We start from the raw sequence: 25242 nt of genomic DNA, 5'->3' as shown, positions 1-25242 counted from the left end.
AATGCTTTCCTGCGTCTTTTCGGCGTTACGAATTTTTCCGGATGAAGTTCCAGCTGTCGCGGCACATGTCGGAAAGCGTGAATTTTGCTTCCCAGTGCAGCTCCTCTTTCGCGCGGGAGGGGTCGGCGTAGCAGGTCGCGATATCGCCCGCACGGCGCGGGTCGATCTGGTACGGAATCTTCACGCCGCTCGCTTCCTCGAAGGCGTGCACCACATCGAGGACGGAGCTGCCCTTTCCGGTGCCGAGGTTGAACGCGCGCGCGCCGGAGATCGAATTGAGCGCTTGCAGGGCTTTTGCATGGCCCGCCGCCAGGTCGCAGACATGGATGTAGTCGCGCACGCCGGTGCCGTCCGGAGTGGGGTAGTCGCTGCCGTAGACATGGAGCTTCGGCAGCTTGCCGACGGCGACCTTCATGATGTAGGGCATCAGGTTGTTTGGAATTCCGTTCGGGTTTTCTCCGATCAGCCCGCTCGGATGCGCGCCGATCGGGTTGAAATAGCGCAGCAGGGCGGATTTCATGTCCGGGTCGGCGCGACAGGCGTCGCGCGTGATCTGCTCGATCATGTATTTTGTCCAGCCGTAAGGGTTTGTCGCGGAGAGGGGCATCTCCTCCGTAAACGGAGCCTGATTGTTCATGCCGTAGACCGTGGCGGAGGAGCTGAACACGAATTTTTTGACGCCGTGCCGCCGCATCAGCCGGAACAGGTTCAGGGTGCCGGTCAGGTTGTTGCGGTAGTACTCCAGAGGCTTCGCCACCGATTCCCCGACGGCCTTGAGGCCCGCGAAGTGGATGACCGCGTCGATGTCGTTTTCCTGAAAGATCTTCTCGAAGCCTTCCTCGTCGAGCATGTCGCACTCGTAGGCGGGGAATTTTTTTCCGGTCAGCGCCTCGATTTTTCCGATCACGTCCGGGGAGGCGTTGCTGTAATTGTCCATCACGACGATGTCGAAGCCGCTTTGGAGCAGTTCGACGCAGGTGTGCGAGCCGATGTATCCGGCGCCGCCGGTAATCAGAATATTCATCTTTAAGTTTCTCCTTTTTCGGTCAGATACCGCCGTAGGCCTGTTACGGTTTCCGCGCGGCTTCTTCCGGGCCCGGCGGGCAACAGGCCGCGCCCGTTTTGTCCATCATACTCCATTGCGGAGCCCGTTTCAAGTGCGGCTTTTCCATGCGCTCCGCCGAAAGCCGTGCGCCCGCCGCAAGGGCCCTTCCCCCCTGATGGTCCCGTGCGGTCAAGATTTTTACTGACTGAAAAGCCGATTTGCGGGTGGGGCGAATATTCTAATTTTCAGCGGGAACGATATGCGAGTCGGCAAATTTTACCGGGCATACCGGCCCGGCGGAAAGGAAAATGAAAATGAGCACCTCTGACAGTTTTGCGGGGGCCAAGCTCCCGGCGGACCAGCTTGAGCAGAATATCCGCTATCTCCGCGACCTGTTTACCGGCGATGACACGCTGGTTTTCAGAGAATTGGAAAATGACAGAGGCGAACAGACGATACGGTTCTGCCTCGTTTACGCGGACGGCATGGTGAACGGCCGGCTGATCAATCAGGACGTCATTCACCCGCTGCTCGAATTTGTTTTTCAACCGGACGAGGGAGCCTCCCTCATCGACACCGTCCGGCTGCAGGCCTTGTTCTCGAACGACGCGAAAAAAACGGACGCGGTGGACGAGCTGATTCAGGGAATCGTTTACGGCGATACGATCCTTTTGATTGAGGGCTGCCCGCAGGCCCTGATCCTCAACACGAAAGGGTTCATGCTTCGCTCCATCACGGAGCCGGAAACCGAGCGCGTTATCCGCGGCCCGCGCGAGGGCTTTAACGAATCGATCCTGACGAATCTCTCCATGCTGCGGCGAAAAATCAGGACGCAGGACCTGAAATTCAAGTATCTGACGTTCGGAAGAAGGACGAAAACGAAGGCGTGCATCTGTTACCTTGACAGCGTCGTGAACCACAGCGTCCTGACGGAGCTGGAGCGGCGGTTGGAAAAAATCGATATCGACGGGATGCTGGATACGAATTACATCACCGAAAACATCAAGGACGACTCTTACTCCGCGGTCAAAACCGTCGGCAGCACGGAACGGCCCGACGTGGTGGCCGCCAAACTGCTGGAGGGCCGCGTCGCGCTGTTCCTGGACGGCACGCCTATGGTCCTGACCGTACCGTACCTGTTTATCGAACATTTTCAGTCCGATGAGGATTATTATACTAATTATGTTTTTTCCTCCATCAACAGACTCCTTCGCTTTCTTGCATTTATTCTATCACTTGCCCTTCCGGCTGGTTATGTCGCCTTGGTCACGTTTCACCAGGAAATGATGCCGACGCCGCTTTTAATGAGCGTTTTCACCGCCCGGCAGGGCGTGCCGTTCCCAACAGCAATGGAAGCCATCATGATGCTGACCGTTTTTGAAATACTGCGCGAATCGGGCGCCCGCATGCCCGACATCATGGGGCAGACCCTCAGTATTGTCGGCGCCCTGGTGATCGGGCAGGCGGCGGTGGACGCCAAGATCGTCAGCGCTCCGATTGTGGTCGTTGTGGCAATGTCGGGCATCTGCGGGCTGATGGTAACACGCCTGAAAGGATATATGGTGTTGAATCGCTTCTTTTTGCTGGGGTGCGCCTGCGTTCTGGGACTTTACGGGCTGTTGCTGGGCATTTTAGCGCTGTTGGCGGGACTGTTCGGCATGACTTCGTTCGGAATTCCGATTATGCCGGACGTTTACACGAACAGCGTTCAGGACTATAAGGACACTTATGTCCGCGCGCCCTGGTGGACCATGATTAAGAGACCGAGGTTTTTGACCGACAACAAGGTCAGGCAGTCCGGCGGAGGCGAGAAACCGCAATGAAAAAGGCATGGAAAACAGCGGTCGTCGTTCTGCAAGCCGTTCTGATTTTGCTTGCTTTTTCCGGCTGCTGGAATTATCACGAGCTGGAAACGTACTCCATCGTATCCGGCATGGCGGTTGACAAAGGGCAGAACGGGTATCAATACCACGTGACGTTTGAATGCATCAAAATGTCCAGTGGGGGAAATAATGCCCAGCTTGAACCGCTTGTCATAGAAGAAGACGGAGACACCGTTTTTGACGCGGTCCGCAGCACCCTGCGGGAATCGGATAAAAAACTGTACTTCAATCACTGCAAAATTTTGATTTTAAGCTCCGACATTGCAAAAAAAGGGCTCAAGCCCGTGATAGACTGGGTGAAAAGGGACGCGGAACCCCGAATTACCATGCAGATTCTGATTTCCAAGGAAAAAACGGCGGGGGAACTTCTGCGTGTCAAACCACAGTCGGGGCAGATCCTTTCCAATCAGATCGATAATACCCTTGCCGAGAGCGAGGGGTATTATGGCAGTTCTTCCGGTGTTCAGTTGTATGAAGTGACCAATATTCTGAATGCCGACGGCATTTCACTGGTACTGCCCTCTATCGAGAAGAAAAAGACGGAAGAGGGAGAGACCGTCCAGCTTTCCGGCGGAGCGGTGTTTAAAGGAGACCAGATGCTCGGCTGGCTGGATGCCGAGCCGGCAAAATATTATACTCTGATCAGGGGAAAGACCAAGGGCGGGCTGCTTTTGACAGGTCCTACACCTGGTTCCACACAGTTTTGCCTGGAAATTCTTGACTGCAAAACAAAGGTGAAGCCGATTGTCTCAGGACAGGCGGTGACAGCCGACATTGATGTTCACATGAGAGTCGCCTTCGCGGAACAGAATGCCGAAACGGACCTGCTGTCCCAGATTGGAGTCAGCAAGGTGGAACAATACGCCGACCAGACCATCCAATATGAAGCCGCCAGCTTGGTGAAAAACGTGCAGCAGCGTTTCGGCTGCGACATCTTCGGCTTCGGCAATTCCATTTATCTGAATCAGCCGAACAATTGGGACCGGATCGGTTCCCGATGGGATGAAATTTTCAAAACGCTGAAAGTTAAGGTCACCGCTGATGTCGATATTGAAAACACGGCTCTGAATATGACGAAGGGCGGCGAATAAATGACTCATTTTTTGATTTTTTTCCCGCTCTATCTCATTCTGGCGTGGATTAACCTGCGCGGAACCTGGAAACGCAAGGAATTCCGCTACTATTGGATTCAGATTCCCATTTTTGCCGTCGTACTGGTGCTGAATGTGATGATCGCCGCCGGTTTTCAGGTCAGTCTTTCTTCGGCGCTGATCGGGCTGTTCTCCAATTATATAAAATGAGGGTTCATCCATGAACAAGACAAGTATTTCCGCAAAGCAGATGGAAACGACCATAGCGCTTTATCTGATTGGCAGCTCGCTGGTTTCCGGCGGTTCCAGCCGCGCAAAGCAGGACACGTGGCTCTGCGTTCTGGCGGCATTGGTTATGATTATTCCAATGATCTGGGTCCATTCGGAGATCCTGAAACTTTACCCGGGACAGGATTATTTTCAGAACATCTTCCGCGCGGTGGGACGCCCGGCCGGTACGGCCGTCAGCGTGCTGCTGATCATCAACACTTTGAATATCGGCGCGATTGTCCTGCGCCTTTTTTCCGAGTTCGTTCATATTGTCAATATGACGGAAACGCCGATCATTGCCATCATGGTGTGCATCTCCGCGGTTACGGTTTATGTTCTGAGCAACCGGCTCTACGTGCTGGCGCGTCTCAGCAAATTTGTGTTTCCCTTTCTGCTGGTAGCGGTCGCAATCACGATTGTGCTTTCCTACAAGGAGATGGACTGGAACCATCTGAAACCGGTCCTTCATTCCAAACCGGCAGATCTGTTGGGAGGTGTTCTGTCCTCCTTTACCATTCCATACAGTGAAATTGTGATTTGCGCCCCGATGTTCGGCGCGCTGGACAGAAAGGCTAAAATTTTCCCCTCTTTTTTAAATGGAGTTTTTCTCGCTTTTATTATTGTGTTTTCCGCGAACCTGCGAAATATGCTGGTGCTGGGCTACTCTACCGAAGTTTTCAACTTCCCATCTTACGAGTCGGTCAGTGTCATATCGCTGGGCGAATTTTTTACGCGCATCGAGGTCCTGATCGGAATCAACCTTCTTCTGGCGGGATTTATCAAGGGCGGCGTTCTCCTGTTTTCCACCTGTCAGGGATTGGCAAAGGTGTTTGGCTACAAGGATTACGAACCGCTTGTGGCACCGGTCAGTCTGCTGATTCTGACCGCTTCCATACTGATCAGCGATAGTACGGTTGAAATGTATCGGTGGATCGAAGATCTCCCATATTATTCCATGCCGTTTCAGGTGTTTCTGCCGATTCTTGTTTTGGTGATAGGAAAAATCCGCAAAAAAATCGAGAAATCGAAAAAGCAGGGAAAAGAACCGGCGAAAGAAGGAAAGGAATCCATCCCTCTCAAGCCTCAGAAAAGCTGAGCATTCCGGTCGTAACGGCGAGAAGAAGGAGGGCCTTGCTTTGAATAGGAAGGATATTTCGGGAAAACAGATGCAAAGCACGGTCGCGCTGTTTCTGATGGGAAGCTCGGTGATTTCCAGCGGATCGAACAGCGCAAAGCAGGATACGTGGATCACGGTTTTGATCGCGGTGGCTCTGATGATCCCGTTTGCGTGGATTCATGCCGAAATTCTGAAACTTTACCCCGGACAGAATTTTTTCTGCATTATTCTCCGCACGCTGGGCCGTCCGGTCGGCCTGATCGTCTGTATGCTTTATGTTTTTTACTTCATCATTCTGGGGGCTCAGGTGCTTCGGACTTTTTTCGAATTTATTCATATTGGGAACATGATCGAAACACCGATGATCGCTATCGCGGTCATCATCATGGCAACTGTTGTTTTTGTTCTGAGCAAACGGCTCTACGTTCTGGCCAGGGTCGGCAGATTCGTGCTGCCGGTTCTGTATCTTACCATCTTTATGACGATTGTTCTTTCGTTCAAATATATGACACTGAACAACCTGAAGCCGATTCTTCACACAAAGCTTCCCGATTTTCTGAACGGGATTCTGAATTCTTTTGTGTTGCCCTATGGGGAGCTTATCGTGTGCGTGCCCATGTTCGGGGCGATGAACCGGAAGGAAAAGCTATTTCCCACCATGGTAAAGGGGATTTTACTTGCTTTCGTTTTTCTGTTCACCGCGATGATGAGAAATATTCTGGTGCTGGGGTATTCCGCGTCCGTTTCTTTATTTCCGTCCTACGAATGTGTCAGCGTGATACGGATTGGCGCATTTTTCACACGAATTGAGATCGTAATCGGAATCAACCTGGTGCTGGCCGGATTTATCAAACTCGGAGTTTTGGTGTTCTCCTCCTGTGAAGGAGTCACCCGACTGTTTGGGCTCAAAGACTACGAACCGTTGATCGCTCCGTTCAGCCTGTTGATTTTAACCCTGTCCCTTCTGCTTCATAGTGACACGGCGCAAGTGTTTAATTTTATTAAGATCTATCCTGTCATTGCCCTGCCGTTTCAGGTGCTTCTGCCGATTCTTATCCTGATTGTTGGAAAAATTCACAAAAAAATGGAAATGAAAAAAGGGGGGAGGGACCCGGCAAAAACGGGAAAGGAATCCATTTCTCCAAATCCGCAGGATAGCTGAAATTCAGTCGCCGAAAGAGGATTGGGCGGTTGCCCGGCCCTTCCTGCCGGTTCCGCGCCCGGAGGGAGCGGCGGCATAAATCGCTTCCATTTTTGCCGGTGCTATGTTATAATAAACCGGAATAACAAAAATCAGCCGGTTACGGCTTTGCGGCAGACCTATTTTTGAGGTGAATTGGATGAAAAATGTTTTAAACGTATTTTTCGGCAACTATTCCAAGCGGGAACTGAAACGGATTCAGCCTCAGTGCAACGCGGTGCTGGAGCTTGAAGAAAAATACAGAGCGATGTCCGACGAGGAACTGAAAGCGCAGACCCCGGCGCTCAGGGAACGCCTTTCCGCGGGAGAAACGCTCGAAGATATCCTGCCCGACGCGTTTGCAGTCTGCCGGGAAGCCGCGGACCGCGTGCTGGGAATGAGGCATTTCCCCGTGCAGATCCTCGGCGGCATCGTGCTACACCAGGGCCGCATCGCGGAGATGAAGACCGGCGAAGGCAAAACGCTGGTGGCTACGCTGGCGGCTTACCTGAACGCCATTTCCGGCAAAGGGGTTCACATCGTCACGGTCAACGATTATCTGGCCCGCCGCGACTCCGAGTGGATGGGGAAAGTCTACCGCTTTCTCGGCCTTTCCGTCGGCCTGATCGTGCACGATCTGGACAACGAGACGCGCAAGAAGGCCTACAACGCGGATATCACCTATGGAACGAACAACGAGTTCGGATTCGACTACCTGCGCGACAACATGGTGATCTATAAGGAAGAAAAGGTGCAGCGGGGACACAGCTACGCCATTGTCGACGAGGTGGACTCCATCCTGATCGACGAGGCGCGCACGCCGCTGATTATTTCCGGGCAGGGGGACAAGTCCACCGAGATGTACAATGTGGCGGACCATTTCGCCAAGAGCCTCCGCTGCGTCAAGGTCGCGGAGCTGAACGAGAAAGAGGACAACGACGAGCTGTACCAGGACGCGGACTACATTGTGGACGAAAAGGCCAAAACCGCCACGCTGACCCAGTCCGGCGTGAAAAAGGCGGAGGAATTTTTCAAAATCGACAACCTGACCGACGCGGACAACATCTCCATCCAGCATTACGTCAATCAGGCGGTCAAGGCGCGCGGCGTGATGCAGAAGGACATCGACTATGTCGTCAAGGACGGGGAAGTCATCATCGTCGACGAGTTCACCGGCCGGCTGATGTACGGCCGCCGCTACAACGAAGGGCTGCACCAGGCCATCGAAGCCAAGGAGGGCGTGAAGGTCGCGCACGAAAGCAAGACCCTCGCGACCATCACGTTTCAGAACTACTTCCGCATGTACGCAAAGCTTTCCGGCATGACGGGCACCGCCATGACGGAGCAGGACGAGTTCAGCGAAATCTACAAGCTCGACGTGGTCGAGATTCCGACCAACAAGCCGATGATCCGCAAGGATCTGCCGGATGTGGTCTATAAAACGGAAAAGGCGAAATTCAACGCGGTGATCGAGGACATCGTCGAACACCACAAGACCGGGCAGCCGGTGCTGGTAGGCACGATCTCGATTGAAAAGTCGGAGGAACTGAGCAAGCTGCTCCACAAGACTGGCATCAAGCACGAGGTTTTGAACGCCAAGTTCCACGACAAGGAAGCGGAGATCGTCGCGCAGGCCGGTCGGAAAGACGTCGTGACCATCGCGACGAACATGGCCGGACGCGGAACCGATATCGTTCTCGGCGGCAACCCGGATTATATGGCCAAGGCGGAAATGCGCAAACAGGGCATTACGGAAGAACTCATCAGCGAGGCGGACGCGCACTCGGAGACCGACGACCAGGAGATTCTGGACGCGCGCGAGCAGTTCCGGCAGCTTTCCGAAAAATATAAGGAACAGACGAAGGAAGAGGCCGAGGAAGTAAAGAATGCCGGCGGGCTGTACATCATCGGCACGGAGCGGCACGAGTCCCGCCGCATCGACAACCAGCTGCGCGGGCGTTCCGGCCGCCAGGGGGACCCCGGCATGAGCCGGTTCTACATCTCCCTGGAGGACGATTTGATGCGCCTATTCGGCGGGGACCGCATCAACTCCCTGATGGAGCGCCTCAAGGTCGACGAGGACACGCCGATTGAAAACAAGATGCTGACGAACACGATCGAAAGCGCCCAGCGAAAGATCGAGGGCCGCAACTTCGGCATCCGCAAGAATGTCCTTCAGTTCGACGACGTCATGAACCGCCAGCGCGAGATCATTTACAGCCAGCGCGACCAGGTCCTGAACGGCGAGAACCTGAAGGAGCAGATCCTGAAGATGATCGACCAGGCGATCGAGGACCAGGTGAACACCTTCATGCCGAAAGACGCGGAGCCGGAAAACATCAACCTGAACGGTCTGCGCGACCGCTACATGGGCTGGCTGATCGGGCCGGGGGACCTCAATTACACCGACGAGGAAAAAGTGCGGCTTGAGTCGGCGGATGTGGCGCGCGACCTGAGCGAAAAAGCGCATGAAATCTATGAAAAGCGCGAGCAGCAGTTCGGCGGCAACATCATGCGCGAGCTGGAGCGCGTCGTTCTGCTCAAGAACGTGGACACCCAGTGGATGGACCACATCGACGCGATGGAGGAGCTTCAAAAGGGCATCCGCCTGCGCGCCTACGGCCAGAAGGACCCGGTGGTCGAATACCGCATCGAGGGCTTCGACATGTTCGACGCCATGATCGCCACGATCCGCGAGGATACCGCCCGCATGATGCTGACGGTGCAGATCCGCACGCAGGAGGAGCCGAAGCGCGAGCAGGTCGCGAAGCCGACCGGCACGGCCGGGGGGGATGCGGGCGACCAGTCCCACATGCCGGTCCGCAAAGGCAAAAAGCCGGGGCGCAACGATCCGTGCCCGTGCGGCAGCGGCAAGAAATACAAAAAGTGCTGCGGCAGGTTTGAAGATTAAGGCAGCGTGACGCTGCATCCTTCGGCCCGGACCATCCGGTCGGGACGGCCCGCCGTTTACAAAACAGTAAAAGGCTGGCTGAGACTGGCGGGACGGAGATTGGAAGCTCCCGACGTATATTTCAATCAATGAAGTGCCGCCGGATGCAACAATCCGACGGCGCGTATTTTCCTGCTTATTCTATTGCTTTTTATGCCATGATTCGTATATTATGAAACGAATACTTGATTTCTAATTTTGAATCAGATATAATATAAATGGAACGAGCACCGATAGGCGGTTGCTCTCAACAACTTACATCACTGACCAAATTATAGTAAGCCGTCTACTGGCATAGGCGGCTTACTTCTTTTTGACTTTGAATAATGCAACAATTCCTATAAGTACCAGAGTATACTGAAATAAATCAGTGTATGTTACATACATTCATACCTCCTCCATCCTGTACATTTTATGTACGATCACGAGGAGAACAAAAATCCGTAAAACAGCTCTCCTCTGGAATTATATCCTACAGAGAGCAACCGCCCAACCGTCTTGTGAAGATGAATGAGAAACAAAACGTGGTGCTCGTTCGCAATAAATATTATATTCTTAGTGAAATATAAAGTCAATCATTGCTGTTGAGTTTATTGCGCTGCGCTCAGGCCGTGCACGGAGCCTGTTATGTTGCCTGTGGCAAGCGCTCCTTAACCTGTTATTTCTTCTGATTTTTTCTTTGCGCTCAGGCCGCCGGGCCAGGACTTTCTGATATAGCAGAAAGGCGGCAAAGACTATGCAGGGGGACTCCAAATTCCCATCGGGAGCAGCGTGACGCTGCATCCAAAGTATCGGTCTTCGAAGCGACCGAAAGAAGGTAGGCAACAGCGTTTCTTCAGCCGTGGGCGCCGTAGGTGAGTGAGGGCCGGATGGCCCCCCCTGCACCCCGGCCCCCGTCATCAGGAATGGCCGTATTCCTGCTTTCCATTGACGACGGGGCTCTAAAGTTGAAGCCGCAGGGTATTTTATTGAAACAATACAACTAATTGTTAATAAAAACCGGAGCGGAGCGCCATCAGGTAAGGCGCTCCGCTCCCTGTTTTGCCGGCGGAATTCTCACTGCACGCCGGGTATGGTAGGGGTTGTCTTGTTTTTTCCACAGTTTCTCTTCACAACATTCATTTCGCCGGCGGGAAGCATGCGCCGCGCGACCGCCGAGGGGTTCAGCCTCGGCCGGACGCGGCAACCGCCACCCGCAAGGCAACAAAAAGCGCCGGTACGGAAGTTGTCATTCCATACACCGGCGCGCGCGCAATCAGGTCAGGGAACCATCCTTCCCCCCTCTGTACAAAAACAGAAAAAGGAAGTATAATAGGTCCTGCAATGCGCGGTGAATTCCGTGGTATATGGAGTCGTGGCTCCGTATGCAGGGGGTGGGGTGGTCGCACACCTCATCCCTGCATTGCGTTTTTTATTTGCCTTGCGACTTTATTATAATCCTTAATTTACCAAAATTCAACTATATTTTGCGGGTCGGTGGCTGGCGATCCTTAACCTATTATTTCTTCTTATTTCTACTTCGTCCTCAGGCCGGACGGGCCGGATTTCTGCGGGCCTGAGGCCCGGTAGATCTTAACCCAAAATTCTTCTTGATTTATCTTTTTGTCCTCAGGCCGGACAGGCCCCTCCTTTCTGATATAGCAGAAAGGAGGCAAAGACTATGCAGGGGGACTTCAACTTCCCATCGGGAGGGGCACCGAAACGTCCCCCTGCACCCCGGCACCTGTCATACAGCATGGTTCTATTATCAAGCGAGTTCTTCTCATTGAACGTTCCCGGTTTTTCACGGGAAGCTAAAAGGTGATTTTCTGAAAATTTTCAGCTTTTAGGTAAATACCCTATGGCTTTAGCTTTTCGGCCCCCGTCGTCAATGAAAAGCAGTTGTTGGAAGAACATAAGAAATCTTCTTGACGGCTCCCGGGGGGTTCAGGGGGGATTTTCTCCGGAACTCTCCCTACGGGAGTTGAAAATCCCCCCGTGCGAACTTTGCCTCCTTTCGTTCAAGACCGAAAGGAGGGGCCTGCGCGGCCTGAGCGCAGAAAAGAAAATCAGAAGAAATAAAAGGTTAAGGGGCACCGGGCCTCAGGCCCGCAAAAGCTCAGCCCGCGGCGCTCCTCTTCTAAATTAATCCCAGATGTTTAAGTCCGAGTTCGATTCCGTCCTCGAACATCGGGGCGGTGACGTAGTCCGCTTTGTCCTTGACCTCGTCCACGGCGTTGCCCATCGCGACGGCGCAGCCGACCGCGCCCATCATCGCAATGTCGTTGTAGCCGTCCCCGAACGCGACCGTGTCCTCCTTCGGGATGCCGGATTCCGAAAGAAACGTCCTGATCCCGTCCGCCTTGTTCCAGTCCGAAAAGCTCAGGTCGTTGGTCAGCATGCCGGGGTGCCGGTTCAGGATCATGCCGCCGGTAAACGCGCCGGCGCATTTTTTGTATTCCGCGTCCGTTTCAAAGACAAAATCCATCATGCCCGCCTCCACCTGCTCCGGTTCCCAGTCCGAAACGAGGAAATCCGGCAGGCCGTAAATTTCCTCCATGCGGCTGAAAAATTTTTGGGGCACGTTCCGCGCCCAGCCGTGGTGCTTGCCGATGAAGACGAAGCTGCATCCGTAGGAATCAAAATGCGCCGCGAGGCGGCGGATTCGCTCCTCCGGCAAAAGGCGGTCCAGAACCGTTTTGCCCTCGAAAACGACGTGCGCGCCGTTCAGCGCGACGTAGCTTTGAAACAGTCCGGGGAAAAATTTATGGATGAACGCTTCCTGCCGTCCCGAACAGACCGCGAGCCGGTGCCCGTTTTCGCGCAGTTTGATAAGGGCGCGGAGCGCGCTTTCCGGAATCTGAAACCGGCGGTCGTTCCGGGTGCCGAGAAGGGTCCCGTCAAGATCGAAAAACACGGTTTTCTGGTTCATTTTTTCCTCCTGATATGCATACAATCGGCCCCGCGGGCGAAACTACATCTGAGGTGTTTTGCATGGATTTTGTTTGGGCATTTCTCATCGGCGGCGCCATCTGCGTTGTCGGGCAGATCCTGATCGATTTTACCAAGATGACGCCGGCGAGGATCCTTGTGACCTTTGTGACCCTGGGCGTGGTGCTCGGCGCGCTGGGCGTGTACCAGCCGCTGGTCGATTTCGCCGGATGCGGGGCGACCGTCCCGCTGACGGGGTTTGGGTATTCGATGGCGAAAGGCACGCTGGAAGCCGTCAGGGAACACGGCCTGCTGGGCGTGTTCTCCGGCGGAGTGACGGCGGGGGCTGCCGGTATCGCGGCGGCGGTGTTCTTCGGCTACCTGGCCGCTTTGTTTTCAAAATCGGGGGATAAGAGTTAACCCGGCCTTTCAGTACGCGAAAGCGGGGTACCGCTATGCCAGCCTTGCCTGGCGGATTTTCCGGGTGGTCAGCGGCAGCTTCCTGTTCACCGTTCTGTGGCAGGTGGCGAAATACATTTACCGGCTGGTCAAAAGGGAGCTGGAGCGGAAGAGGAGAAGGCGGGCGGGGCTGCAAAGGGCCGGCCGGCGGCCGTAAAAGAAAAACGGACAGGCGTGTGAAGCCCTGTCCGCAGAAACGCAGCGCCGCGTCGGATTTTTACTGGATGGAACAGTCGAGGTAATGCTCAAGCTCTTCCTCGTCCTTTTTCTTTTTTTCAAAAAACAGAACGACGGCAACCGCCACGGCGACCATTGCGGCGACCGAGGACAAAATCGTAAGCAGCAGATTCAGCTTTCCGGTATTTTTCAAAACGAGCACCTCCGTATGCACAATGGGTTCAAAATCCGTCTGTATCCATGATAATCAAAAAGCGGCGAAATGTCAATTGTCCGTCGGGGGGAAAACGGGCGGATAATAAAAAAGCAGGGCGTGCCGCTCTGCTTTTGCTTTAAGCGAAGAATGGGTCACGCTTTCGCCGCCGCGTTCAGTTTGCGGGCAAGCGCCGATTTCTTCCTTGCCGCGTTGTTTTTGTGCAGGATTCCCTTGGCGACGGCCTGATCGATCTTCTTCACAGCGGCTTTCACTGTTTGCGCGCTGTTTTCATCGCCGCTTCCCGCAGCGAGAACGGCCTTCTTTATATCCGTTTTCAGTTCCGCGGTCGCGGACTTGTTAATCAGAGTTTTGGTGGCGATGACTCTCACGCGTTTCTTGGCCGATTTGATATTTGGCATCATACTACCTCCTTTGTGCATAGTTTTACAATTAATCATATCATTGATGCAAAGAAAATGCAAGATATTTTTAAAAAGAAGGGAAGACGGAAAATGAACTTCCGAACAGACCTGGCGCTGGAATCCACGGAGCCCGCGAAGCAGGTAAAGACGGAGCAGGACGGCTGCGTCCTGACCAGGATCGACGACAGCGGCAGGACCTATGTGACGATGGAGGTCCAGGCGATTTCGGACCACATCGACTCCGACGATTCGCTTTTAAAGCTGGTCGCCTCCGAACTGGAGGCCCTTTTGCCGCAGGAGGGGATGATCCTCGCGGCGGGGCTCGGCAACCGGAGCGTGACCCCGGACGCGCTCGGCCCGCTGGCGGCGGAAGAGGTGCTTGCCACGCGCTATATCAAGGGGGAGCTCGCCCGAGTCACCGGGCTGGACGGGCTGCGCCCGGTCGCGGTCATCAGCCCGGGAGTGCTCGGCACGACCGGCATGGAGGCGTTCGAGGTGCTGCGGGCCGTCGTCGGGGAGATCAAGCCGGCGGCGGTCATCACGGTGGACGCGCTGGCCGCGCGGAGCCCGTCCCGTCTGGGCTGCACCGTCCAGCTCAGCTCCGCCGGGGTTTCCCCCGGCTCCGGCGTCGGCAATTCGCGCCCGCGCATCGACCGGGAAACGCTGGGCGTGCCGGTGGTGAGCATGGGCATCCCGACCGTGGTGGACGCCGCGACCCTTGCGTCGGACCTGCTCGGGCGCGACGGGCCTCAGGACAAGATCGCGCCGCGCGGCGCGTCCATGATGGTGACCCCGCGCGAGGTGGACCTGATCATCAAACGCGGCGCGCGGCTTCTCGCCATGGGGATCAACCGCGCCGTGAACCCGTCGCTCAGCGTGGAGGAATTCGAGGAGCTGACTTAGGCAGGCTGAGCCTGCACGCACGCCCCGCCGTTTGGAACGGAGCGAACCGAGGGCCGGGTTTGGCGGGAGTGAGTGGGAGAGGCTCCCGGCAAATTCGGAAGCACCCAAAAGAGAGAACTTTGTAATCTTTCGCGCCCACAGTGAAAATAGCACTTTTTCGGCAAGCCATGACAGTACGTACTGAATTCCAGATGCGTTCTGAGTCGTGGCCGCCGTAGGCGCGAAAGGCGCCGTGCGCCCGGCGGTGCGCTGCCGGAGGTCTGAATCCGTCCATTTCCGCATAAAAATAGAGGAAAGAACGTGGCGGAGGAAGGATATGAAAAAGGGTACGGAACGATTGATGGGGATGGTGTCGGCGCTGCTCGCCGTTCTGGCGGTCGCGTGCGTGGCGGTGCGCCTTCCGGAGGGAATCAGCCGGAATACGGCGGTCGCGGCGGCGGGATTCATCCTTCCCTACGGCGCGGCGGAAGAATACAAGAGCGCGGACGAAACGGACGACACCACCGGGTCCTCCGCCGCGCCTTCCTCGGAAGAATCGGCGTCCCCTTCGTCTTCCCAAAAGGCTTCCTCTTCCAAAGCGCCCTCTTCGGCCGCATCCACCGGCACGGGTTCGGTTGCAAGCGGTGTGGAGGAAATGTGCATCAACACGGGCGGAAGCAAATATGAGAACTTCTATGTCAAAAATTCCAATCAACACCATACCATCGACATCGGGGCGGAGCTGAAAAAACAGCCGGATGTGAAGATCCAGAAAAACGCCTCGCCGCAGGTCCTGATCTATCACACGCATACAACGGAGGCCTTCGACGGGGTTACGCGCACGACGGATAAGACGAAAAGCGTCTGCGCCGTCGGCGACGAGATCACGAAACAGCTGCAGGCGGCGGGGATCGGCGTGATCCACGACACGACCTATCACGATTATCCTGCCTACAACGGCTCTTACAACCGGTCGATCGTCACGATGCAGAAGGACCTGAAGCAGTATCCGTCCATCCAGGTGACCATCGACCTTCACCGCGACGCGATGACCCGCTCCGACGGAACGCGCCTGAAGCCGACGGCGGTCGTGAACGGCAAAAAGGCCGCGCAGGTGATGATCATTTCCGGCTGCGACGACACCGGCGACCTGGGCTTCCCCGACTGGGAGTACAATCTGAGGCTGGCCCTGCGCCTTCAGAAATCCATGGCGGACCTTTACCCGGACCTTGGGCGCCCGCTGAATTTCTGCGCGCGCCGGTACAATGAGAACGTGACCCACGGCTCGCTGCTGGTGGAGATCGGCACGGACGCCAATACGCTGGAAGAAGCCGTCTACGGCGGGGAGCTTTTCGGCAAGGCGCTTGCGGCGGCGCTGTCGCAGCTGACGTGAGCAGCGGATTGATCCTGCTCATGCGCGCGGGGATCGTCTTGGGGGAGAGCTTCGCGCTGCAAGCGGACAGGGCCTAAAAAACAAAAGGAAAAATGAAATGAAAAAACAGCATGACCTGAGAATTTTTCTTGCTTCCATGTTCGGCACGCTCTGCCTGATCGGGTTTCTGATCGGGTTCCTGGAAGTGGACACGCAGTGCCGAAGAATCGGGTTTGGCGACAATAAAACGCTGATTTATCAAATTACAGGCAAAAATCTTTCCCTTACTTGCAATACCTCGGAGATATGCTATAATAACTTCTGTATAGAACTGTTAAAAGTGTAGTTTCAGTGGAGGACTTTTGATGAACCGACTTGAGAAAGTGCTGTCCATTTTAACCATATTGACCCTTTTGGCTCTTTGGAGTTCGCTGAGTGTTTTCGCAGAGACGGGCAGTCAAAACGAACCGTATTTTCCGGACCTTACCTCCAGCTCGCAGCCTCCGGCCTCGTCCAAAGCGGTTCCGTCTTCCAAGCCTCCCGCCAGCTCGCCGCCGAGCTCCTCCAAGCCTTCCTCGTCTTCCAAGGCGGTGAAACATACCGGAAAGGGGACGGCGTCCTCCTGGGCGCCGTCGTCCGGCGTTTCCTCCGGGCTGGATTCCGGAGTTTCCGGAGAAATCACGTCCAGTGAACCGGTTTCGAGCGGGATCTCGCTGCCCAGCGTGGCCAGCGTGTCCGAAAACGACCCGCTGGATTCGGTTGTGACGCACACGGAGTCATCCCACAGACTGAACTGGATCGGTCTGCTTGCCTGGGCATGCATCGCGCTCGGGGTGGTCGTCGTTCTGATCGTCGTGCTCAGCAACCGCCGCCCGCCGCGCGGCATGGGGCGGAAGCGTTACCGCAGGCCGAAGCGCTCGCGCAAAAAGAAGCTCCTGAACGACAAGTATTACAGGAATATCAACCGGTACTGACTTGCGGCTCTATTCTTTCCGGGCCTTAGGCACGGAGGAACGGGCCTGTCCGGACTGAGGAAAAAGCAGTTGCATACGGTTGATAAAAAATCGGGAGCGAAGCGCCGTTCAGGCGCTCCGCCCCCTTTTTGCCGGCGGAATCTCTCTCACTGCGCCGGGTATGGGCTGGACTTTCCGCGTTCATACTTCTTTCACATACATTCGGAATTCCGCCGGCGGGCAACGATGACGTTGCATCCAACGGCCCACCGGTCAGCAGACAGCGAGATGATTAGCTGAGATGGGTGGGACAGAGGGAAGAAACTCCCGGCAAGCGGAAATCGCGTCCGCCGTTGGCACGTTCGTCCAATGGACCGGCGGGTCCGCGCAAGGGCTTTGCCTTTGGGAGATTCCCCAGACCGTCCTGCCAAACTGAGTCGCGAATTTTCGCCGTTCTGTCCGGCAGGCCGAAGGAAGCGGCATCACGTCGCCCGCAAGGCAACAAAAAGCGCCGGTACGGAATTTGTCATTCCATACACCGGCGCGCGCGCAATCAGGTCAGGGGATCATCCTTCCCCCTCTGTACAAAAACAGAAAAAGGAAGTATAATAGGTCCTGCAATGCGCGGTGAATTCCGTGGTATATGGAGGTCTAGGCTCCGTATGCAGGGGGTGGAGTGGGCTAACACTTCATCCCTGCATTGCGTTTTTTATTTACCTTGCGATTCTATTATAATCCTTAATTTACCAAAATTCAACAGGTAATATTCGATTTGATATTTTATCGGTTTTAAGTTCTTTCGCCCGGTGACTCTTAACCTGTTGTTTTTTCTATTTTTTATGATTGCGCTCAGGCCGCGCGGGCCCATACTTTTGCGAGCCTAATGCCCGATGACTCTTAATCAATACTTCTTCTATTTTCTTTTTTGTCCTTGGGCCGGACAGGCCCGATCTTTTTGCGGGCCTAGGGCCCGGTGGCTCTTAACCGATCATTTCTTCTTGCTTTTTCATTTGCGCTCAGGCCGCGCAGGCCCTTCCTTTCGGCTCCGTCCGAAAGGAAGCAAAGTACGGGTGGGGGGCAGCGTACCGCTGCATCTACGCTTTCCTTTCCCGGAGCGGCGAAAAAACAGGGAAGCAACGATGTTTTCTCAGCCGGGTATGCCGTAGGCACGTCCGGACCGGATGGTCCCCCTAACACCCCTCGGGAGCCGTCAAGAAGATTTCTTATGTTCTTCTAACAACTGCTTTTCATTGACTACGGGGGCTGAAAAACTAAAGCCACAGAGTATTTACCTAAAAGCTGAAAATTTTCAGAAAGTTATCTTTTTACATACGGCGTAAGATTGGGAATCGTCCAATGGGAAGCATTAGCTTGATAACATAAATGTGCTACATGACAGGTGCCGGGGGGCGTCGGGGGGAACGTTTAGGTGCCCCTCCCGTTGGGAAGTTGAAGTTCCCCCCGACTCAGGCTTTGCGTACTTTCGTCTGATTACGAAAGTACGGGCCAGTCCGGCCTGAGGACAAAAAGATAGAATAGAAGAAATTTTGGGTTAAGAGCCACCGTGCCACAAGCCGGAAAAAACAGACCCGCGCGGCCTGAGCGCAAAGAAAAAGGAATAAGAGAAATTTAGTATTAAGAGCCACCGGGCCTCAGGCCTGCAAAAAAGGCTGAAGTCGTGAACGCCGTAGGCGAATAAGACGCTGTGCGTCCGCCGCAGGCGCGAAAAGACACTATGTGTCCGCCGTGGGCGAAAGACACTTGTGTCTCCGGTAAAAAACAAAATGGAAAAAAAGAGCGATTGCCAGCATCCCTCCGCCCGCGAGGCAGACGCCGTTCCAGCCCATCAGGCCCCAGAGCAAAGAGGAGAGGGAAGAACCGGCCGCGCCGCCGATAAAATAGGAAACCATGAAGACCGTGTTGATCCTGCTTCTCATTTCATCGGAAAGCGCCTGAATCCGCGCCTGATTGGAGACCTGCCCCGACTGATTTCCCAGATCCAGCAGGATGACGCCCGCGATCAGCCCGGCCAGAGTGTTTCCCGCAAACAGAAAAATCAGGTAAGAACAGGAGGAGAGAAGAACGCCGATCCCGACGGTGAACCGGGCGCTCCTGCGGTCCGCGATCCGGCCGACGAGGGGGGCGATCAGCGCGCCGCCGACCCCCGCCAGGCCGAACAGTCCGGCCTCCCTGCTGCCCATCCCGAAGGCCGGCGTGCGGAGCAGGAAGATCAGGCTGGTCCAGAACGCGCTGAACGCCCCGAACATCATCGCGCCGTTAATGGAGGCTTGCCGCAGGACGGGCAGCGTTTTGACCAGCGTGGGAAGGGAAGCAAGAAGCCTTCCGTAGGGCTCGTGCGTCCGGGCGGGGCAGGGCGGCAGCAGAAAGCGCAGCAGCAGAGCGAACGCCAGCATCACCGCCGCCATCAGATAAAAGACGGTCCTCCAGCCGAATGCCGCCCCGAGGAACCCGCTGAACGTGCGCGAGAGCAGAATGCCGATGAGCAGGCCGCTCATCACGGTGCCGATGTTTCCGCCCCGGTCCTCGGGCGCGGAAATATGGGCGGTCATGGGAACGATCAGCTGCGGGACAATGGTCGCCGCGCCGAGAGCGCAGCTGCAAACCAGCAGAAACGGCAGGCTGGGAGAAAATCCGACGGCCAGAAGGAACAGGCCGGAGATCAGAGTCATTTTAACCAGAAGCCCGCGTTCCTCGATTCGGTCGCCGAGCGGAACAAAGAGAAACAGCCCCAGCGCGTAGCCGGTTTGAGTGGCGGTCACAGCCATTCCCGCCTTTGCGTCCGGGATGCCGAAGGATTCCGCTACCTGCGACAGAAGCGGCTGGATGTAATACAGATTGGCAACGGTCGCGGCACAGGCCGCGGCCAGTAGGAACAAAAGTGGCTTTGTGGCCCGGATCTCCCGCTCTTCACACAATGCCTGACGATCCATAGAGACACTCCCTTTTTCTAAAAATGGGCGGCGGTTCCCTTTCCCGCCCGGACGGGAACTCAGAGCAGGGCTTTCTCGAGCTGTTCCAGAAAGTTCCGCAGAAACGCCAGCCGGGACTCGTCCGCGTCCTTCAGGATTTCGGAGATCCGCTGCTCGTTGCGCCGGTGCAAAGCCTCGTGGTTTTTACAGGCGGTCCGGCCTTTTTCAGTCAGCGTGATCCGGATGCGGCGGCAGTTTTCCGGGTCCCGCTGCTTGACGATGAAGCCTTTCGCGGTAAGGCGGGCCAGAGTCTGGGAAACCGCACCGCGCGTCAGACCGAGCAGCCGCGCGATCTGGGCCGCATGAATGCCGGGATGTTCCTTCAAAAATGCAAGCAAATGGATCTCCGAATGGTACAGGAGGGTGTCCGTTCCGAACCGGCGCGACTGCGCGTCCCGCTCCATCCATTCCGACATTACATTTAATAATTGTTCTCCAATGAATTCCCGTTCCGTTTTTTTCATATCCTTATTGTATAGTATCTATACGATCTTGTCAACGAAGAATGTTTTGGCCGCCGCGCCGTTTTCTTTTCCTGATTCTTATGGTATAATACAGATAATTTTTTGAAATGCCGGTTCTGTTCCCGGAAAATCGGGATGGAACTGATTTTTTAGTCAGGAACGGTGATTGGATTGGCAATACCACGCGACAGAATCCGCAATTTCTGCATTATCGCACATATCGATCACGGAAAAAGCACGCTGGCGGACCGCATTCTGGAACAGACGAAGTCCGTCGCGCTGCGCGACATGGAGGACCAGATTCTGGACGATATGGACCTGGAGCGTGAGCGGGGCATCACGATCAAGGCGCACGCCGTCACGCTGGTTTATAACGCGCAGGACGGGCAGGACTATGTTTTCAATCTGATCGACACGCCCGGCCACGTCGATTTCAATTACGAGGTCTCGCGCTCGCTCGCCGCGTGCGAGGGCGCCGTGCTTGTCGTGGACGCCTCCCAGGGTATCGAGGCCCAGACGCTGGCGAACACCTACCTCGCGGTGGACGCGGGTCTGGAAATTGTCCCCGTCATCAACAAGATCGACCTTCCCTCCGCGCGCCCGGAGGAGGTCCGGAAGGAGATCGAGGACGTGATCGGCATCCCCGCCGACGAGGCGCCCTGCGTCTCCGCGAAAATGGGGACGAACATTCAGGCGGTCATGGAGCAGATCGTCAAAAACGTGCCGCCGCCGCTGGGGGACGAGGACGCTCCGTTAAGGGCGCTGATCTTCGACTCTTACTACGACCCGTATAAAGGCGTGGTCGTGCATGTGCGCGTCAAGGACGGCCAGGTCCGGCCCGGCGACGTCATCCGCATGATGTCCGTCGGCAGCGAGTTCACCGTGGTGGAGTGCGGGTATATGCGCGCGACCCGCTTTGAACCCAGCGAATGCCTGAAGGCCGGGGAGGTCGGGGTGATTTCCGCTTCGATCAAGGCGGTGCGGGAGGCGCGCGTCGGGGACACCGTCACGCTGGCGGACCGCCCCGCAAAGGAGCCGCTGCCCGGGTATCACCCGGTGCAGCCGATGGTGTTCTGCGGCATCTACCCTGCGGACGGCGCCAAGTACCCGGACCTGCGCGACGCGCTCGAAAAGCTCCAGCTCAACGACGCGGCGCTCTCCTTTGAGCCGGAAACCTCCGCCGCGCTGGGATTCGGCTTCCGCTGCGGCTTTCTTGGCCTGCTGCACATGGAGATCATCCAGGAACGGCTGGAGCGCGAATACGATCTCGATCTGATCACAACCGCGCCGAGCGTGGTCTATCATATCCTCAAAACGGACGGCGAGATGATCTCCATTGACAACCCGACCAATTACCCGGACCCCGCGCTGATCGCGGAGGCGCAGGAGCCGATCACCGACTCGCATATCTACACGCCGAAGGAGTATGTCGGCAATATCATGGACCTGTGCCAGGAGCGCAGGGGGACTTTCATCGACATGAAATATGTGGACGCCGACCGCGTCGATATCCACTACGAGCTGCCGCTCAACGAGATCATCTACGATTTCTTCGACGCGCTGAAAAGCCGCACCCGCGGCTACGCATCGTTCGACTACGAGCTGAAAGGCTACCAGAAGAGCAAGCTGGTCAAGCTGGACATCATGCTCAACGGCGAGACCGTCGACGCGCTTTCCTTTATTATTCATGAGGAAAAGGCATATGCCCGCGCCCGCAAGATGGCCGAAAAACTGAAGGACAAGATTCCGCGCCAGCTTTTTGAAGTGCCGATCCAGGCGTGCATCGGCGGGCGGATCATCGCGCGCGAAACCGTCAAGGCGCTTCGCAAGGACGTTCTGGCCAAGTGCTACGGCGGCGACATTTCGCGCAAAAAGAAGCTGCTTGAAAAGCAGAAGGAAGGTAAGAAGCGCATGCGGCAGCTCGGCACGGTGGAAGTGCCGCAGGAGGCGTTCATGAGCGTGCTGAAATTGGATGAGTGACATCGGATTATATGTTCATGTTCCGTTCTGCGACGGCAAGTGCCCTTACTGCGACTTCTACTCCATCCGGGGCACCGAAGAGTGGATGAATGAATATACTGATCGTATTATACAAGATATAAAATACGAATCGGAACGAACGGGCCGGAAGGCGGACACGCTCTATTTCGGCGGCGGAACGCCAAGCCTGCTCGGCGCGAGGCGGATCATCCGGATTCTGGAGGCCGCGCGGCGGGGGTTCGGGCTGGAACGGGCAGAAATCACCGCGGAGGCAAATCCCGGGGACGATCTGTCCGGTTTTTTCAGGGAGATCCGTGCGGCGGGCGTCAACCGGCTGTCGCTGGGGCTTCAGTCGGCGGACGACGGGGAGCTGCGGCTGCTGGGCCGCCGGCACACGGCGGAACAGGCGGAAAAATGCATTGCGGAGGCGCGGTCCGCGGGCTTTGAGAATCTTTCGCTCGACCTGATGCTGGCGGTACAGGGCCAGACGGAAAAAAGCCTGCGCGCTTCGGCGGAATTCTGCGCGAGGGCGGGCGCGTCCCATGTTTCGGCTTATCTATTGAAAGTGGAGCCGGGCACGGCCTATTTCAAAAACCGGGAAAGCCTGCGCCTGCCGGACGAAGACGGGGCGGCTTCCCTGTATCTTTCCGCCTGCGAAGAGCTGGAGCGGCATGGATTTCGTCAATATGAAATCTCGAATTTCGCGAAAAATGGATTTCAGAGCCGGCACAATCTGAAATACTGGCGTGACGAGGAATATCTGGGCTTCGGCCCAGCGGCGCATTCGTTTCTGGACGGACGCCGCTATTCCAATCGAAGAAGTATCGGCGCGTTCCTGCGCGGCGAGCCGGCTGCTTCCGAGGGGGATGGAGGCGGATTTGAGGAGTTCGCAATGTTGGCGCTGCGCCTGGCCGAAGGCCTGACCGACGCGCGCTGCCTGAAAAGGTTCGGGCACCCGGTTCCTGAGCGGATGAAATCGGCGGCGAAACGCTACGAGGCCGCCGGACTGACCGTCTGCACGGAAGATGGCTTCCGTTTCACTCCGCGCGGATTCCTGGTCTCGAACGCGCTGACGGCGGGAATCCTCTATGCCCCACAGGGAAAAGGAACGGGCCGTCCGGGATGATCCCCGAACGGCCCGTTCCTTTGGCGGCCCTTCTCCATAAATGCCGGGCTGTCGTTCCTAAGTTGAACTGCCGCTTCTTTTCACGCTTTGCACTCAGACCCACCGGAAAAGAGAGAGGGTGCCGCCGGCGATCAGTTTCATCCGCGGCCGCCGAACGCCTCGGATGTCCTTCTGCGCGGGGCACAAAAAAGCGCCGGTCCCGGAATGTTCCATTCCATACACCGGCGCGCGTGAAAAGCAGGAACCTACCCCGTTTTTTCCCCTGTACAAGCAAAGACGGAAGGAGTATAATATTTCCAGCATTGCGCGGTTATTCCGTTGTGTATGGAGAGTGCGCTCCATATGCAGGGGGCGGGGCGTTGGCGCGCCCGGTCCCCGCTTTGCACTTTTTATTGTGCCTTGCTATCAGTATAATCCAGATTTCTTCAAAATTCAACCATTTTTTACAGTCTGAACCTGTTTGCGGCGTGACGCTGCTCCCTTTGGGCCGGCCGGGACGCCTTTTGCGTCCGCAAGGCTCCGGTTTGGCGATAAAAGCTTCCGGGAATGCCGGCACAAAGAGGGTTTCGGCGCTACGGTTCCGGAAATTCCTGAGCCGCGGCGCAGAATTTCATAATTAGTTTACAATTAACATATTGACAATGGGATAAACTAATGGTACTCTATTTACAGAACGTTAGCACTCTAAAGTGAGGAGTGCTAAAAGCGGAGAAACGGGAGGGAAAGGGATTGGAACTGACCCCGAGACAGCAGAAAATACTCGCCGCAGTGATTGATTTGTATATTCTGACCGGAGAGCCCGTGGGTTCCAAGTCCCTGTGCGAGACCCTTGACTTCAACGTCTCTTCCGCGACGGTCCGGAATGAGATGAGCGACCTGAGCGAACTTGGGCTTCTTGAGCAGCCGCACACCTCCGCCGGGCGCGTCCCGACCGAAAAGGGGTACCGGGTCTATATCGACCGGCTGATGAAGCGGCCCGGCATGACGGGCGACGAAAAGCGGTATATCGACAGCCTGATCCTTCCGAGCGCCTATGACCCGGAAAAGCTGCTGGACGGCGTCGCGAAGGTGCTCGCTTCCATGACGAAGTTCGCGGCGGTTTCGACCACGCCGAGCGGCGAATCCGCGGTCATCCGCGCCGTGCAGCTGGTGCAGACCAGCCGGCGCACGGCAATGGTGATCCTGATGACTTCCGCCGGGACGATGAAAAGCCGTGTGTTTCACTGCGATTTTGATATCACGCCGGAAATCCTGCGGGTCTTTTTCCGCATGCTGAACGAAAAGCTGATCGGCATTCCGGTTTCCAGCATCACGCCGGCGTATATCCAGTCTCTGGCGGCCTCGATGGGCGATATGGCGATGATGATCAGTTCCGCCCTGATGGCGGTCGCGGACGCGGCTCAGGAATCCATGCAGTCGGAGATCTGCCTGAACGGCGAAATCAACCTTCTGTTTTATCCGGAGTTCGGGCAGGAGGAGCTGCGCCGCATCATGGACTTCCTCTCCCGGCCCGACGACCTTTGCAGGCTGCTGTCGCAGCCGAAGGACAACGTCCGGGTCATCCTCGGAGAAGAGAGCCGGCGCCCGGAGCTGCGCGATTCCAGTGTCATCGTCTCCCGGTACAGCGTCGGGGGCAGGGACGCGGGGGCCATCGCCATCATCGGGCCGATGAGGATGAATTACGGCAGGATCATGTCCAGCATTGAATATCTCTCCGGTTCGGTCGGCAGAATGCTGACGGAATTGATGGACTTGGAATAAAGAAAGGGGCGCCA

General features: G+C 56.1%; 20 protein-coding genes. 14 read left to right on the top strand and 6 right to left on the bottom strand.

What is annotated here, in order from left to right:
- Positions 1-25 precede the first annotated feature (25 nt).
- A complete protein-coding gene (gene galE, locus VA597_RS17325) occupies positions 26-1024 on the bottom strand; it encodes a UDP-glucose 4-epimerase GalE (protein ID WP_128744121.1) in 999 nt (332 codons plus the stop codon).
- Positions 1025-1359: 335 nt separating this feature from the next.
- Here galE and VA597_RS17320 point away from each other — a divergent pair, with 335 nt between their 5' ends.
- From VA597_RS17320 to secA, 6 genes are all read left to right on the top strand, one after another.
- Complete coding sequence (locus tag VA597_RS17320) at positions 1360-2868, top strand: spore germination protein (protein WP_326974906.1); 1509 nt, start codon at positions 1360-1362, stop codon at positions 2866-2868.
- Positions 2865-4019, top strand: a complete 1155-nt coding sequence (locus VA597_RS17315) for a Ger(x)C family spore germination protein (RefSeq protein WP_326974905.1) — start codon at positions 2865-2867, stop codon at positions 4017-4019. Before VA597_RS17320 ends, VA597_RS17315 begins: the two co-directional genes overlap by 4 nt.
- Positions 4020-4229, top strand: coding sequence for a hypothetical protein (locus VA597_RS17310; protein ID WP_326974904.1), 210 nt, complete (start codon positions 4020-4022; stop codon positions 4227-4229).
- A 10-nt stretch (positions 4230-4239) separates the two neighbouring features.
- Positions 4240-5385, top strand: a complete 1146-nt coding sequence (locus tag VA597_RS17305; RefSeq protein ID WP_326974903.1) for a GerAB/ArcD/ProY family transporter — start codon at positions 4240-4242, stop codon at positions 5383-5385.
- A gap of 40 nt (positions 5386-5425) precedes the next feature.
- The gene (locus VA597_RS17300; RefSeq protein ID WP_326974902.1) at positions 5426-6568 is read left to right on the top strand and encodes a GerAB/ArcD/ProY family transporter; all 1143 of its coding nucleotides are present in this window, start codon (positions 5426-5428) and stop codon (positions 6566-6568) included.
- A 178-nt stretch (positions 6569-6746) separates the two neighbouring features.
- Positions 6747-9497 (top strand): preprotein translocase subunit SecA, encoded by a 2751-nt coding sequence (secA, locus tag VA597_RS17295; RefSeq protein WP_326974901.1) that lies wholly within the window; start codon positions 6747-6749, stop codon positions 9495-9497.
- Between the two features lie 2158 nt (positions 9498-11655).
- Here secA and VA597_RS17290 read toward each other — a convergent pair.
- Positions 11656-12447, bottom strand: coding sequence for an HAD hydrolase family protein (locus tag VA597_RS17290; protein ID WP_326974900.1), 792 nt, complete (start codon positions 12445-12447; stop codon positions 11656-11658).
- A 62-nt stretch (positions 12448-12509) separates the two neighbouring features.
- Between VA597_RS17290 and spoVAE the strand changes: the two genes are divergently transcribed.
- Positions 12510-12866: a stage V sporulation protein AE gene (spoVAE, locus tag VA597_RS17285; protein ID WP_128744113.1), complete on the top strand. Its 357-nt coding sequence runs from the start codon at positions 12510-12512 to the stop codon at positions 12864-12866.
- Between the two features lie 256 nt (positions 12867-13122).
- Here the strand turns inward: spoVAE and VA597_RS17280 are convergent, their stop codons facing one another.
- Together VA597_RS17280 and rpsT are read right to left on the bottom strand one after the other, a co-directional pair.
- Complete coding sequence (locus VA597_RS17280) at positions 13123-13275, bottom strand: hypothetical protein (protein WP_164918890.1); 153 nt, start codon at positions 13273-13275, stop codon at positions 13123-13125.
- A 155-nt stretch (positions 13276-13430) separates the two neighbouring features.
- Positions 13431-13697 carry a 30S ribosomal protein S20 gene (gene rpsT / locus VA597_RS17275; RefSeq protein ID WP_128744381.1) on the bottom strand — a complete coding sequence of 89 codons (267 nt, stop codon included), beginning with the start codon at positions 13695-13697 and terminating at the stop codon, positions 13431-13433.
- Positions 13698-13790: 93 nt separating this feature from the next.
- Between rpsT and gpr the strand changes: the two genes are divergently transcribed.
- The 4 genes from gpr to VA597_RS17255 all read left to right on the top strand — a co-directional run bounded on the left by gpr (position 13791) and on the right by VA597_RS17255 (position 16928).
- Positions 13791-14603, top strand: a complete 813-nt coding sequence (gene gpr / locus VA597_RS17270) for a GPR endopeptidase (protein ID WP_128744112.1) — start codon at positions 13791-13793, stop codon at positions 14601-14603.
- A 316-nt stretch (positions 14604-14919) separates the two neighbouring features.
- Positions 14920-15975 (top strand): stage II sporulation protein P, encoded by a 1056-nt coding sequence (spoIIP, locus tag VA597_RS17265; RefSeq protein ID WP_128744111.1) that lies wholly within the window; start codon positions 14920-14922, stop codon positions 15973-15975.
- Between the two features lie 97 nt (positions 15976-16072).
- On the top strand, positions 16073-16300 hold the full coding sequence (locus tag VA597_RS17260) for a hypothetical protein (protein WP_128744110.1): 228 nt from the start codon (positions 16073-16075) through the stop codon (positions 16298-16300).
- Between the two features lie 19 nt (positions 16301-16319).
- Complete coding sequence (locus VA597_RS17255) at positions 16320-16928, top strand: hypothetical protein (protein ID WP_128744109.1); 609 nt, start codon at positions 16320-16322, stop codon at positions 16926-16928.
- Positions 16929-18640: 1712 nt separating this feature from the next.
- Here the strand turns inward: VA597_RS17255 and VA597_RS17250 are convergent.
- Together VA597_RS17250 and VA597_RS17245 are read right to left on the bottom strand one after the other, a co-directional pair.
- On the bottom strand, positions 18641-19858 hold the full coding sequence (locus VA597_RS17250; RefSeq protein WP_128744108.1) for an MFS transporter: 1218 nt from the start codon (positions 19856-19858) through the stop codon (positions 18641-18643).
- 59 nt (positions 19859-19917) lie between these two features.
- Positions 19918-20361 carry a MarR family winged helix-turn-helix transcriptional regulator gene (locus VA597_RS17245; RefSeq protein WP_128744107.1) on the bottom strand — a complete coding sequence of 148 codons (444 nt, stop codon included), beginning with the start codon at positions 20359-20361 and terminating at the stop codon, positions 19918-19920.
- A gap of 171 nt (positions 20362-20532) precedes the next feature.
- Between VA597_RS17245 and lepA the strand changes: the two genes are divergently transcribed.
- The 3 genes from lepA to hrcA all read left to right on the top strand — a co-directional run bounded on the left by lepA (position 20533) and on the right by hrcA (position 25228).
- Complete coding sequence (gene lepA, locus VA597_RS17240) at positions 20533-22341, top strand: translation elongation factor 4 (protein ID WP_128744106.1); 1809 nt, start codon at positions 20533-20535, stop codon at positions 22339-22341.
- Positions 22334-23467, top strand: coding sequence for a radical SAM family heme chaperone HemW (hemW, locus tag VA597_RS17235; RefSeq protein ID WP_128744105.1), 1134 nt, complete (start codon positions 22334-22336; stop codon positions 23465-23467). The genes lepA and hemW overlap by 8 nt, the downstream gene beginning before the upstream one ends.
- Before the next feature lie 729 nt (positions 23468-24196).
- Positions 24197-25228, top strand: a complete 1032-nt coding sequence (gene hrcA / locus VA597_RS17230) for a heat-inducible transcriptional repressor HrcA (protein ID WP_128744104.1) — start codon at positions 24197-24199, stop codon at positions 25226-25228.
- The last annotated feature ends 14 nt before the right edge of the window (positions 25229-25242 follow it).

Source organism: Caproicibacter sp. BJN0012 (assembly GCF_035986805.1).
GTDB lineage: Bacteria > Bacillota > Clostridia > Oscillospirales > Acutalibacteraceae > Caproicibacter.
The sequence above is the reverse complement of the archived record's forward strand: the minus strand, read 5'-3'. Positions and strand labels throughout refer to the sequence as shown.